Origin of the sequence: Psychrobacillus vulpis, assembly GCF_006861825.1 — a bacterium.
Lineage (GTDB): Bacteria > Bacillota > Bacilli > Bacillales_A > Planococcaceae > Psychrobacillus > Psychrobacillus vulpis.
The window spans coordinates 34,741-48,807 of record NZ_VDGI01000020.1; the positions used below are offsets into that span (position 1 = coordinate 34,741).

Annotated in this window: 11 protein-coding genes; 8 read left to right on the forward strand and 3 right to left on the reverse strand. The window is 36.5% G+C overall.

The genetic code is table 11. The features are described from left to right. The first annotated feature begins 284 nt into the window (after positions 1 to 284). The 5 genes from FG384_RS15945 to FG384_RS15965 all read left to right on the forward strand — a co-directional run bounded on the left by FG384_RS15945 (position 285) and on the right by FG384_RS15965 (position 6,015). Entirely contained in the window at positions 285 to 1,646 is a 1,362-nt protein-coding gene (locus tag FG384_RS15945) for an MFS transporter (protein WP_166462462.1), read from the forward strand. 181 nt (positions 1,647 to 1,827) lie between these two features. After that, entirely contained in the window at positions 1,828 to 3,360 is a 1,533-nt protein-coding gene (mhpA, locus tag FG384_RS15950) for a bifunctional 3-(3-hydroxy-phenyl)propionate/3-hydroxycinnamic acid hydroxylase MhpA (protein WP_142643705.1), read from the forward strand. A gap of 24 nt (positions 3,361 to 3,384) precedes the next feature. Further along, complete coding sequence (locus FG384_RS15955) at positions 3,385 to 4,314, forward strand: fumarylacetoacetate hydrolase family protein (protein WP_142643706.1); 930 nt, start codon at positions 3,385 to 3,387, stop codon at positions 4,312 to 4,314. A gap of 29 nt (positions 4,315 to 4,343) precedes the next feature. After that, positions 4,344 to 5,219 (forward strand): VOC family protein, encoded by an 876-nt coding sequence (locus FG384_RS15960; RefSeq protein WP_166462463.1) that lies wholly within the window; start codon positions 4,344 to 4,346, stop codon positions 5,217 to 5,219. Positions 5,220 to 5,346: 127 nt separating this feature from the next. Beyond that, positions 5,347 to 6,015 (forward strand): RraA family protein, encoded by a 669-nt coding sequence (locus tag FG384_RS15965; RefSeq protein WP_142643708.1) that lies wholly within the window; start codon positions 5,347 to 5,349, stop codon positions 6,013 to 6,015. A gap of 269 nt (positions 6,016 to 6,284) precedes the next feature. Here FG384_RS15965 and rpsD read toward each other — a convergent pair whose 3' ends face one another. Next, positions 6,285 to 6,887, reverse strand: coding sequence for a 30S ribosomal protein S4 (gene rpsD, locus FG384_RS15970; RefSeq protein WP_142643709.1), 603 nt, complete (start codon positions 6,885 to 6,887; stop codon positions 6,285 to 6,287). 376 nt (positions 6,888 to 7,263) lie between these two features. Between rpsD and FG384_RS15975 the strand changes: the two genes are divergently transcribed. Beyond that, the gene (locus tag FG384_RS15975) at positions 7,264 to 9,120 is read left to right on the forward strand and encodes a sensor domain-containing diguanylate cyclase (RefSeq protein WP_142643710.1); all 1,857 of its coding nucleotides are present in this window, start codon (positions 7,264 to 7,266) and stop codon (positions 9,118 to 9,120) included. Between the two features lie 78 nt (positions 9,121 to 9,198). Continuing rightward, entirely contained in the window at positions 9,199 to 10,386 is a 1,188-nt protein-coding gene (megL, locus tag FG384_RS15980) for a methionine gamma-lyase (protein ID WP_142643711.1), read from the forward strand. Positions 10,387 to 10,777: 391 nt separating this feature from the next. On the opposite strand, the gene FG384_RS15985 is transcribed toward megL, so the two are convergent. Beyond that, complete coding sequence (locus FG384_RS15985) at positions 10,778 to 11,257, reverse strand: GAF domain-containing protein (protein ID WP_142643712.1); 480 nt, start codon at positions 11,255 to 11,257, stop codon at positions 10,778 to 10,780. A 14-nt stretch (positions 11,258 to 11,271) separates the two neighbouring features. Further along, positions 11,272 to 12,069, reverse strand: a complete 798-nt coding sequence (gene hisJ, locus FG384_RS15990; RefSeq protein ID WP_142643713.1) for a histidinol-phosphatase HisJ — start codon at positions 12,067 to 12,069, stop codon at positions 11,272 to 11,274. A 150-nt stretch (positions 12,070 to 12,219) separates the two neighbouring features. Here hisJ and ezrA point away from each other — a divergent pair, with 150 nt between their 5' ends. Further along, complete coding sequence (gene ezrA / locus FG384_RS15995) at positions 12,220 to 13,920, forward strand: septation ring formation regulator EzrA (RefSeq protein WP_142643714.1); 1,701 nt, start codon at positions 12,220 to 12,222, stop codon at positions 13,918 to 13,920. Positions 13,921 to 14,067: the final 147 nt, after the last annotated feature.

A 14,067-nucleotide genomic window follows, 5' to 3' on the forward strand; every position in this document is an offset into this window, starting at 1 on the left:
ACTTCCGCCCCTTTTCTAATCTATATAGTGAATTATAATTTTTTTTAAAAATTAGTCAACTTGAAGGGAGTCCTATCCTACTAGAAATGAAAAAAAATAATATAAAAAAATTTTAGTTTGACTATTCGGAAAATAATGTTAACATATTTTTAACAATCCACCATAAGGTTTATTTAATCCGATAGGTGGATTTTATGGTGCAGATAGGAGGTATGTTTAGTATTTTGTAAGCCACATTTTATGGTGGAGAGAAATGTCTCGACAAAATGAAGGGGTGTAGGAAAATGATCAAAAGAAATTACAGAAGTATTGTCGACAATACTAAATTTAAACCGTTTCATCTTACTATATTGTTGTGGTGTACATTTATTGTAATAGCGGAAGGTTATGATTTAGTCGTTTATGGATCAATTGTGCCTTACTTATTAGATGAATGGTCTCTAACAACAGTAGAGGCGGGTGCAATGGGAAGTTATGGCTTGGTTGGTATGATGGTAGGTTCTATTATTTTAGGTATTTTAGCTGATAAGTTTGGGCGTAAAAATATTGTGATTTTGAGTGTGATTATCTTCAGTATTTTTACAGGTCTATCTGGCTTTGCGGATAATCCTACTTTCTTTTCATGGTGTCGTTTCTTTGCGGGCGTTGGTATAGGCGGTGCCTTACCAAATGCAGTCGGACTTATGACGGATTATGCACCGAAAGTTCTACGGACAACATTAATCGCAATTGTTCTAACAGGAATGCAGATTGGTGGTGTAATTGCACCACTTATTAGTATAAATTTGGCACCAACTTTTGGTTGGCAATTCGTCCTTTGGATTGGTGCATTGCCATTACTTGCTGTGCCATTTATGTTTAAATATTTACCAGAGTCCACAAGCTTCCTTGTGCTAAAGGGAGATACCGATCAATTAACAAAAACAATTCGTAAAATTGATAATACCTATGTCTATCAAAATGAAGTAACAGCTAGTCCGGTCGCTGAAGAAAGCGCTGGGAATTCACCTTTAACTGTTTTCAAAGAGAAGCGTGGGGCTAATACGATTCTCTTTTGGGTCGCGTACTTCATGTGCTTATTCATGATTTATGGATTAAATACATGGTTACCGAAATTAATGATGGAATCAGGCTACGGATTAAACTCTAGCTTGTCATTTTTAATTATTTTAAACGCAGCGGCTATAATCGGAACATTTTTATTTGGCCGAATTGCAGATAAATGGGACTCTAAAAAACTACTAGTAGTTCTTTTCTTATTAGGTGCAATTAGCTTAGCTTTATTAGGCTTTAAAAATGATGTAGTGATCATTTATATCCTTGTGGGACTTGCAGGAGCTTGTACAATGGGGACACAGAATATTGCCAATGCATTTGTATCGCAGTATTATCCTGCAGCAATTCGTTCAACAGGTCTAGGAATGAGTAATGGTATAGGTCGGATCGGCGGTATGACAGGTCCAATTATCGGAGGATTTTTATTATCTTGGAGTTTACCTGGTCCCATGAATTTCCTGGTTTTCGCTGCCGCTGGATTTATCGCAGCAGGAGCTTATTTTTTAGTGAAAGTACCTAAAAGTCAGGAAGAAACGTCACGCGTTGTAATTCCTAATTTGGAGATGGAGAGCACGGAATTCAAACACTAAAAAAAAGCACTATCGTTTTGGATAGTGCTTTCATTTGTCTTTCTTCAAGTCTATCAAAAAATCGGAAAATTTAAAACAATTAATTGAAAAACAAAAAATGATGTGCTATCATAAAACTCACTAAGTGGTTTCGTTAATCCATCTAGTGAGTTAAAAAGGTTAGTCGGTAGGAGGCTTATTGATGGAGAATCCAGAAACAAACTCTAATGTATATGATGTAGCAATTATTGGTTACGGTCCTGTTGGTGCTACGCTTGCAAATATGTTAGGTAAGGCAGGTAAAAAAGTTGTCATCTTTGAAAAAGAAGGATCTGTATACCACATACCGCGTGCTAGCCACTTAGATGGTGAAGTGATGCGGGTGTATCAATCCATTGGCCTTGCTGCAGAAATGGAAAAAATAACAATTGGTGCTAAAGGCTATCGTTTTTTAAATTCAAAGGGACAGCTATTAACAGAACTAGTCCGTCGTGAAGGAAAAGGACCACAAGGGTGGAACTACCATTATCGATTCCATCAACCTGATTATGAAATCGCTTTACGGAAAGGGGTTGAACGTTTTAATTCGGTAGATGTAAAGCTTTTACATGAAGTGGTAGAACTTGAGCAAAATAAGGATTTTGTGACAATTACAGCAAAGGATACTAAAACAAATTCGTTAAAAAAATTTCAAGCCTTATATGCAGTCGGTTGTGATGGTGGTCGTTCGACAGTAGGGAAAATGATGGGCGCTTCTAAGCGGGATGTTGGATTACATCAACCATGGCTTGTTGTAGATATTAAGCTTAAAAGAGAAACGGAACTTCCGACAACAGGGATTCAATACTGTGAACCAGAAAGACCAACAACTTTCATTCCTTACATTGGGGACAAAGATCGCTTCCGCTGGGAGTTGCACGTGATGCCAGGGGAAACAAAAGAGGAATTAGAAAAACCCGAGAAAGTATGGAAGTTATTAAGTAGATGGGTTACAGAGGAAGATGCCACTATTGAACGGGCAGCGGTGTATACTTTCCATTCAACAATCACAAATGGTTGGCGAAAAGAACGTCTATTTTTAGCAGGTGATGCCGCACACCAAATGCCACCGTTTTTAGGGCAAGGCATGTGTGCTGGAGTAAGAGATGTTGCAAACCTATCTTGGAAATTGAACATGGTATTAAACGGTGAAGCTGATGATTCCTTACTTGATACGTATGAAGTTGAACGTGTGAACCATGTAAAAGACTTTATAAACCTAGCAACTGAACTAGGTAAAATCATTGTCACACTAGATCCAAAAGAAGCTGAAAAGCGAGATCGCCGAATGCTCGAGGAACAAAAAGGGAGTGCAATTTCTGATCCAACACCGAGGCTTGCAGGCGGGATACATGGAAATGCACAAGAGCCTGCGGGTGTTATCTTCCCGCAACCTAAGGTATCAAATGGGCAATTACTTGATGACGAAATTGATGGAGCAAGGTTTGCAGTAATTGGTGAAGAAATCTTTATAAACAAAGCTTCTTCTGAGGTAAAGAGAATTTGGAGTCAAGTGCAAGCAAAGCTTATTACCAATATAAACGAAGAGATAGAGGAGTGGCTTGTCACTTATAATGTAAAATGCGTAATTTTACGTCCAGATCGATATGTATTAGGTGTTGCAAATACATTAGAAGAATTAGATGCAATCACTCGATTGATACCTGTTAATGCCGAAGTTCATAACTTCATCTAAATCAATATTCGTGGAGGGAAAATGATGAAATTAGTAACATATACCACAGATAAAAAAAATTATAGACTGGCAGTTGCTGTAGACGAAACAAAAATTATCGATCCACAACAGGCATATGAAGAAAAGCTTTCTGAAACTTCACCGCACCGGGCGTCTGAATTGGCTCGCACACTTTTACCGGAAGACCCGACATTGTTTTTGGAAAACGGGGAGTTTAGTTTGAGAGCCGCAGATGAGGCAGTGAAATATGCACTTGAATCTGGCACTGGAACAGGTGTTTATAAAAGAGCTGAGGTTCACATCGGTCCACCTATACTCAACCCTAAAAAAATCATTTGTGTTGGGTTAAATTATGCAGATCATATTAAGGAAATGAATCGTGAATTACCAACTCACCCTGTCGTATTTGCTAAATTTAGCAATACACTCATGGGACCTAATGAACCATTTCCACTTCGTACATCACTCACAGAAAAGTTAGATTATGAAGGGGAGCTCGCTTTTGTAATTGGTAAAAGAGCGTATCGAGTTTCCGAAGAGGAAGCACTGGACTATGTAGCAGGATATACGGTAGCGAACGATATTACAGCAAGAGACATGCAAAAAAGGACTGTACAATGGCTTCAAGGAAAAACACTAGATAAGAGCCTTCCTTTAGGACCTTGGCTTGTAACTCTAGATGAAATCAAAAATTCGCAGGCTTTGTCTATTAAGACAAGTGTAAACGGTGTAGTACGCCAAAGTTCAAATACAGCTAACCTCGTATTCAACGTAAATCGCCTTGTCGCTTTTCTTTCTGATTTTATTACACTTGAGCCAGGAGATATTATTATTACTGGCACGCCCGGTGGAGTCGGCGAAGCACAAGGACTCTTCCTTCAAGATGGTGACGTCGTGAAAGTAGAAATCGAAGGAATTGGAACGATTGAAACAAAAATTATCAAAGAAGACTAATATGATCTATTACTACTGGAGGAATGAACATGTTTTTAATTGATAAACTTCAATATTTAGTATTTAATACACCGCAAATTGATAAAATGACAGATTATTATGAACGCATTCTAGGGATGATTAAATTAGATGGTAGTCCTGAAAATGAAGTTTGGTTGGGACAATTTTCTAATACACCAGCTCTAATTCTTCGTAAAGATACGAGCGTTTCACTAGGTGAAGTTGGTTTATCTATCGTTGGAAAAGCGGAGTTTGAGGAAATTATCCAACGTTTACAAACAAAAGGCATTTCTTATGATGTAAGTGATTCTGACATATTAGGGAAAACAATAAGATTCAACGATTATGATGGACACCCATTGTGTCTATACTTGTCTAGTCATATTTCACTGGAGCGTAGTAACCGTATCCCGAGAACAGGACCACAACTAGGGAGGATCCAGCATGTCACATTTGCTTCTCCAGATCCATATAAACTTGCTGAATTTTATGAAGAAGTATTGAATTTCCGTATCTCTGATAGAGTGGAAGGTGGAAAATTCGTTTGGTTCCGTACAGATGAGGATCATCATACTGTTGCAGCAGCAGCACATATAGAAGCAGGTCTTGATCATTATGCTTTTGAACTTCCAGATTGGGATTCTTTCAAGGAATGGTGTGACCACCTTGGAGAAGAAGATGTTGAAGTAATTTGGGGTCCAGGTAGGCACGGTCCTGGAAATAACCTATTTATCTTTACATTAGATCCTGACGGTCACAGAATTGAATATTCATCAGAAATGGAAAGATTTCGTGACAAGCATATGGAATATTCTGCACGTATATGGAAAGAAAGTGCTCAAACCGTTAACCTTTGGGGTGTAGGCGCTCCTTGGGCAAGAAATTTGCCTGAATTAGGGAGGTAAATAATGTAATGAAAGAGTGAGAAGGGACCATATTACCCTTCTTTTTGATGTTTCCAATATAGTAATAGAAGTGAATCTCTCCATGTAGAGATTATTTTTAACAATATGAAACAAAGGATGTGAAGTGATGAGTATTGAACAGCTCGGTTCGAAAGCGGATCACTTATCAGAAGAGTTAATTCAACGAGTAAAACGTCTTTCCTCTTCATTAATAAGTGATGGGATGGGATGTACAGTTTCAATGGACTATACGATTAAACCGGTCGCTCCTGCTAATAAAATCGTGGTAGGAACAGCTTTAACGGTGAGTGTGGGCCCTGGAGATAATGTATGTTTACATAAAGCTGTACCCTTGGGGGAAAAAGGCTATATTTTAGTCGTGGATGGAAAAGGGGATACAAAAAATGCTCTTCTTGGTGAATTGATTGCAACGGCGGCAAAAAAAGCAGGATATGAAGGTATTATAGTAGATGGACTAGCAAGAGATCAGGGAGCACTTCGCAGATTAGATTTTCCTGTGTATTGTAAAGGGTTTATTCCAAATGGGCCACTTAAAGGAGAATCGGGTCAAATCAATACGGCCATTTTATGCGGAGGGGTTTCAGTTCGTCCAGGTGATTTAATTGTCGGTGATGATGATGGAGTGGTTGTCATTCCAAGAGAGAATGCGGAAGAAATCATCAGGAAAGCAGAGATGAAAGCGGAATATGAGGAAAAACGGAGACAAGAAATCCAAAATGGACAGATGTTGCCGGCTTGGTTAAGAGAGGGTAGTAAACGTGAATCTACTACATAATAAACAATATCTAATTTCCTTTGTTACATAGAATATAGTTATAATAATATCAAAAAGCACCTCTTAAAAAGGTGTTTTTTTGTACAAATTAAACTTACATATTCCTGTACATACGCCGCCATTTATTATCATTAGCCCCCAATATTAGCCCCAATAACCTGCATTTTAGTGCTATATCCTGCATTGTCAGATAAAAAGAAAAAGCCCCGAAACCTTGATTTAACAAGGATTCTAGGGCTTTTAATACTACTCTTTGCAGAGTATAGCTATTAACGAGAGTAGAACTCAACGATAAGAGATTCGTTAATTTCAGCAGATAGTTCGCTACGCTCTGGAAGACGCACGAAAGTACCAACTTTTTTGTCTGCATCGAATGATAAGTATTCAGGTACGAAGTTACTAACTTCCATTGATTCATTTACAACGTTCAAGTTTTGAGATTTTTCACGAAGAGAAATTTCTTGACCTGGTTTTACGCTGAATGAAGGAATATCTACACGTTTACCATCAACCATTACGTGACCATGGTTAACTAATTGACGAGCTCCACGACGAGTGCGAGCAAGACCTAAACGGTAAACAACGTTATCAAGGCGAGTTTCAAGAAGGATCATGAAGTTTTCACCATGTTTACCTTGCATTTTACCAGCTTTGTCAAATAGAGTACGGAATTGACGTTCGTTTACACCATAAGTGTGACGAAGTTTTTGTTTTTCTTGTAATTGAAGACCGTATTCTGTTAATTTTTTACGTTGGTTAGGACCGTGTTGTCCTGGTGCGTAAGGGCGTTTTTCTAATTCTTTACCAGTACCGCTTAGTGAAATACCAAGACGACGTGATAATTTCCATGATGGACCTGTATAACGAGCCATGAATGACTCCTCCTTTATATTGGTTTTATTTTGTTGTAAAATAAGACCAGATGCATTCAAACTAGCAGACATTTTGTTTTCATGTATCATCGCCCATGCAGCCAAAGGGTTACAGGATACACCATCTATTTTATAAATAGAGGAACAAAATGAGCTATCTAGGCCATACAACTGCTGCATTTATTTTACACAAAGACCATTGTAACTTTTTTTTGCATGAAAGTCAATACCAATCCTTTCGTCCCAAAGTCATTCCGTTACTCATTATTAAAAGGAAATCAATTGACAAATTAATAGAAATATAGTCAAATAGAAATAGGTGTTATGTGTGATAAAAGTAACAGATTCACTCTTGGAGAGCTGAGAGGTGTAAAAAATGGAAGAACAGATTATGGTTCAGTTGAAAAGTCGCATTTTAGATATTTGGAATAAAAATGTGCTCATTCATGAATCCAGTATCAAGTGGTTTGCCGACTTAAAAATAATATTGTCAGAATTTTTCGATGTTCGTGTAGCGAATTATTTTATTTTCGATGCAGATACTTTTTTACAACTGCAATGGAACCATTCATTAACTAAAAAGCTGAATGCAATTAAATGGTTAGAGATTGAAGCTTTTTTTTACGACAAAAATTATGCAGAAATTCCTTTCTTGCAAAACAACCATTTGGAGTACGGAGAAGTAACGATTCTATTAAGAGACATAGAGGAGCAACCATTAGGGTTGCTTACGATGGAATCGACAGCTAAATGGAAGAGATTTTGTCAAACGATTGAAGTGAATGATTTTATCCATACAATTAGTAAATTAGTCCAAGCTATAAAGAAAACAGTTTTTTTAACACAGCAAGAAAATCAATACCGTAATTTATTTAATGTTACGAAAATGTTCCATTCAACGCTTGATATTGGTCAAATATTAGAAGGAACATTAACTGCTATAAAAGACGCATTTCTAAACTTCGAGTCATCCTTAATACTATCTAACGATCAAGATCGAAAGACCTCTGCTCCATATAAACTATTTGATTACACTTCTGAAAGACCCGCAACAGTAGAAGCATACGTTTCTGGAGAAATTACATCCGAACTTGCAACAGATTTAGGAGTCCGTTTATTAAATGTACCTATAAAAGGAAAGCAAGGAATATACGGTATTATGCAAATATCTACACCTATAGATTATTTATTTTCCGTTCGACAAAAGGAATTTGCATCACTTCTAGCTTCTGCAGCAGGAAATGCATTAGAAAATGCTAAGCTGTATATTCAATCGCACCGTTTAGTAGCAGATTTACAATTAATCAACGAAACTTCACATAAATTAAATATGAATTTATCATTAGACGACATGTTACTTTTTTTAAGAAACCAATTAATGAAATCTTTTCATCCAGAACAAACCTGTTTCGTTTTTATAAAAGAGGAAGAATATGAAATCTCTTCAGCAAGTACAGAGTTTTTTCATACGATGGATGGACAATTATACATTCAACACGTAGCCAATCACTTCAGAAAATTGAAGGACTCTCTATTTATTGCAGATTTCAATCGTTTAGCAGACTTAAAATATGAATACCGTTCATTAATTGCAATACCATTAAGAGAACAAAATAATATTACTGGTTTTAGTATTGTACTGCACAAGGAACCATATTTCTTCTCATTTGATGGTTTTAAATTAATGCAATCATTAATACAGCACTCTTCCTTAGCGATAAGTAACTCTATTTTACGTAATAAGTTACAAGAGATGGTGAATCGAGATCATTTAACGAATCTATTTGCACGAAAATATCTAGACAAATATGTAGAAACTTCTATGGCTAATGAAGAATGCGGAGTTTTTATATTGATGGATATAGATAATTTTAAACAAGTAAATGATACACATGGGCATCAAGTCGGAGATGAAATATTAAAGCAAATTGCTACTATTATAGAAAAAAGAACTGATGGAATTGGCATTGGAGCTAGGTGGGGTGGGGAAGAACTTGCGTTGTATTTGTCAGAGATGACGATAGCGGAAGGAATAGAAGAGTCGAAAGAGTTGATTAAGTTAATACCGATGTACACGAATCCGAGCGTGACGGTTTCGATTGGGGTATGCGTTTGGAAAAAACAAGATAATGTAACTTTTCACGATCTTTTTCATTGTGCAGATACCGCTCTATATGAAGCGAAGAATAACGGTAAAAATCAATTACGTATTTTTGAGGCATCTCATCTTTAATAGGATGGTTGCCTTTTCTTTTTCCTGCATACAGTGTAAACTAAATGTAAGCGTTTACAATAAAAGGGGTGTAAGAAAATGGGTAATGAACAACATCAAAAGGAAACGTTATATATTCATAAAGGTTATCAATCTATTGAACATCATGATAGTCTATCAGTTCCCTTGTATCAAACATCCACATTTGCATTTGAAACTGCTGAGCAAGGTGCTAGAAGGTTTGCCGGGGATGAGGCAGGTGGAATTTATTCGCGATTAGGAAATCCGACAGTCCATGTACTAGAGGAACGAATGGCAGCATTGGAATATGGGGAAGGTGCGCTAGCATTCGGTTCAGGAATGGCAGCTGTTAGTACGATATTAGTTCATTTAACAAAATCAGGGGACCGTATACTTTGTACACGAGGCATATACGGATGTACATTCGGATTTTTAAAAATAATGAAGGAAAAGTATGACATTTCACATGATTTTGCTACATTAGCTACAGAAGAAGACATTGAAGCTGCTATCAAACCAAATACGGCTTGTATTTATATTGAGACACCGATTAATCCGACAATGGAAATAGTAGATATAGAATTAATAACGAAAGTTGCTAAAAAACATGGTATTCCAGTGGTAGTAGATAATACATTTTCCTCACCTTATTTACAAAACCCGTTGGAACTAGGTGCCGATTTTGTACTGCATAGTGCTACTAAATATATAAATGGTCATGGAGATGTTATTGCAGGAATAGTAGTTGGAAAGAAAAAAGAGGACATCGAAGCTATACGTTTTTCAGTTCAAAAAGATTATGGAGGCATCATTTCTCCATTTGATGCATGGCTACTCATACGAGGCTTGAAAACATTGCATGTACGAATGGAACGACACACGAAAAATGCAGAAGATATCCTCACCTTTTTAAAGTCCTGTTCATTGGTAGAAAACATTTACTATCCCTTTGATGAAGATAATCCGCAGTTTAATATTGCTAAGAAGCAAATGAAGGCTGGGGGAGGGCTTATTTCGTTCACCGTAAAAGGTGGAATGAAAACAGCACAAAAGCTAATGAATGAATTAGGGCTAATCAAAATAGCTGTTAGTTTAGGAGATGCGGAAACACTTATTCAGCATCCTGCAACTATGACTCATTCAGTTGTTCCAGAGATAGATAGGATAGAAATGGGCATTACAGATGGATTATTACGTCTTTCAGTAGGGCTTGAGAACGCTGGTGATTTAGTAGAGGATCTAAAACAAGCATTTTCTAAGTGTTGAAAGCTGAGGGAGGTTAATATCCCTCAGTACTTCTTAAAGAATTAAAAAGTATATATATTTAGTATGCCATGAACCGTGTTCATGGTATTTTTTTATTTAGAAGGCGATGTTAGAAATACATTCGGTAAGCAATTTGTTTTCCATAGCTTACCGCTCGCTTTCCGCGGACGAGCGTCGAGCCGCTTCGTCGCTACGCTCCTACAGGGTCTCGTCTGTCTCGCTTTTCCCGCAGGAGTCGATCGGACGCTTCTCCAAACAACACAAAGTATGCTGCAATTGTTTCTATCACGTTCCTAAAAATATCCTCCAGTAATGATGCAGGAAACTTGTAGTACTATGGCCTTCTAAGGACAGAGGAGATAAAATGAACGTAAGGTTATTGCCGCTTTTCTTAAATATGCTTAGTTAAAATTTGTACGAATTGCTCTAAGCCTTTTGCATCTTGATCGGAAAAGCGTTCTTTTACAGGACTATCGATATCGAGAACACCTAATAGAACTCCGTCTTTTATAACTGGAACGACTATTTCTGATTGGGAAGCTGCATCACATGCGATATGTCCAGGAAAAGCGTGCACATCAGGAACGATAATCGTTTCTTGTGTAGCTGCCGCAGTACCACAGACTCCTCTACCAACAGGTATTCTTACACATGCAGGTAAACCTTGAAAAGGGCCTAAAACTAATTCGCCATTCTCCATTAAATAAAATCCGACCCAATTAATTTGATCGAAAAACTGATTTAATAATGCAGAAGCGTTACTTAGATTAGCGATTACATTCGTTTCTCCTATTAATAATGCGTCCAATTGTTTAGCTAACATTGTGTAGTTTGCTTCTAAATTCTCAGAATAAGCTGCTTTTGTAAACATTTCAATTCTCCATTCTACAAATGTTTTTTTATTTCATCATAAAACTGGTGTAAGTCAGCTGCTTGATGGGCATCTGAACCGAATACTAAAGGAATTCCTAATTGTTTTGCTTTTTCGATATATGGTGGGGCAGGGTAGCTTTCTAAACAATAGGATTTCGCTAAACCTGCACTATTTACATCTAATTGAAGATGTTGGTTTTTAATTTCTGTTAATATAGATATAATATCCTGGTGATCATTCACTTTTTCAGTTAATGCATGCTGGAATTTGTGAACGAGCGTAATGTGACCAATTCGTTTCGGTTTATAAGTTCCTAAATCACTCGTTATTGAATCCATCAATGTTTTATAATACAATTTATATACAGATACTGGATTACCAACTTGTTTAATAAATTCTAAGTATGTTGTTTTCGAAAAATCAATGCATGTGTAGGCATTTTGAAATAGTAAAAAATGTACCGATAAAATGGAATCGTCTAAATATTTTCCGTATGTATTTAGAAAAGATATAGTTTCTTGCTCAAAACCAGTTATGTAATCTATTTCTAATCCAGTTAAAATGACAATTTCCTTCACATATTGTTTTTTCAAATCATGTAAATCTGTTAAATAATTTTCGAGCTGATTCAATTTCATTCCACTATCTAATTCTGGTGTCGGATCTGTGAAGTTAGATGGTAAGGGCGCATGTTCTGTAAATGAAATTTCTTGAAAACCATTTTGAATTGCTTTTTCAATGTACAAATGGAATGAATCAAGGCTACCATGAGGGCAGAAGGGGGTATGAATATGACCATCCTTTTTCAAAAAAAATCAGCCTCCTCATCATTTAAATACAATTATTTCAAAGAATTCATTGCATTTCTAGTGTTTTATGAAACAATAACATAAAAACATGGTAATATATAGAGTAACATTTGAATTAGAACTTTTTGATTTTGGAACAGGGGGCTTACGATGAAGTATATCATCCCAGCGGTCATTATACTTTTAGTCATTGCAGTCTTTGCGTTTATAATAAGACGAAAACATAATTCGGAAATTGAACGTTTAGAGCATGAAAAGCATCAAATTCAAAATAAACCTATTTTGGAAGAAATGACAAAAGTAAAACAGTTAAATATGAATGGCCAAACAGAAGAAATGTTTGAAAGATGGAGAAATACATGGACAGAAGTTATGGACGTACTAATGCCTAAAATCGATGTCCTATTATTTGATGCGGAAGAAACTATTGATAAATTTCTTTTCATCAAAGCTTCCAAAATTGAACGAGAAATACAGTTATTAATTTCTTCATGTGACGATAAGATGTCGGGTATATTAAAAGAACTAGAAGAATTGATCGGTAGCGAAGAAAAGAATCGAATTGAGATGGAGCAACTAAAAGAACAGCATCGAGCTGCAAGAAAGACATTACTTGCTCATCAGTACTCTTTTGGTGATGCTGTGCCAGCAATTGAAGCAAAATTAGAGTCATTTATTCCACATTTTGAAGAATTTGATAAATTGACAGAAACAGGGAATTATTTGAGTGCAAGAGAAATTGTAATATCAGTCCAAGACGAAGGACAAAAGTTTTTTCAAATATTGCATGATATCCCATCAGTTTTATCAGAGATACAACATAAAATTCCTGCTAGTATTCATGAACTAAGAAACGGTCAAAAAGAGATGGAAGAGAGTTCCTACTACTTGCAACATCTTGAGATGACCAAAAAGTTAGACACGCTGGAAGAAGAACTGAAAGAATTGAAGGCTGCAGTTGTTGAGCTTAATGTAGGCAAAACAATTGTAAGAGTGGAAGAAATAAAAGATGAAATTGAAACGTTTTATGACTTACTGGAAAAAGAAGTTTTAGCAAAAAAATATGTGGATCAGCACAAAGAAAAAACTGCTGATCGCTTAAAAGAGGTAACATTCGTTACTCGTGCTATTAGTGAAGAAGCGGCTTATGTGCAACAGAGCTATCGCTTACCAGAAAAAGAAGCAGAAATTCCACAAAGTTGCTTAAAAGAACTGGAAGACCTACATAAGAAATTTGAACTTCTTTCAACACGTGTAGAGGAAGAACAATCTGCATATTCTAGTTTACAAGAAGAGTTAAACGACATTGCAGAAGAAATTGACCGTCTATATGAAGAACAGGATCGTTTTGCCAATCGTCTAAAAAATCTTCGTATCGATGAAAATAAAGCTCGCGCCAAACTTGATGAATTAAAAAATCTATTACATGAAACGGATCGTATGCTACAAAAGGCAAATATTCCGGGAATTCCAGAAGATATGGATGTTCGTTTAGAGGAAGCAGAGGAACATATTTACGTAGCAATGCAAAGTCTTCAAGAAGTTCCACTGAATATGACGTTAGTAGAAAATTATTTACTAAAAGCAGAAGCTTGTATGGAAGAAGTACATCAAAAAGCGAAAGAAATGCTTGAAAATGTACTGTTAACCGAAAAGATTATCCAATACGGAAACCGTTATCGTGCAAATCATCCAAATGTTCATCAGAGGCTACTAGAAGCGGAAGAAGCATTTAGACAACTAAGATACGCAAAAGCATTGGAGGATGCAGCGACGGCAGTGGAAGAAGCGGAGCCAGGTGCTTTGAAGAAGATTGAGGTATTAGTGAAAGAAGATGCATGGCGTACATAACCTACTACTGAAGAATAGTATCATCCTTCACTAGGGGCAAGTAGATGTGCCTATACTGTGATTATAAGACAAGCGTTTTCTATTTTGTATACAAATGTGAACCACCTCACTATAATTGTGAAGGTGGTTTTTTTCCGAAAAGGAGAT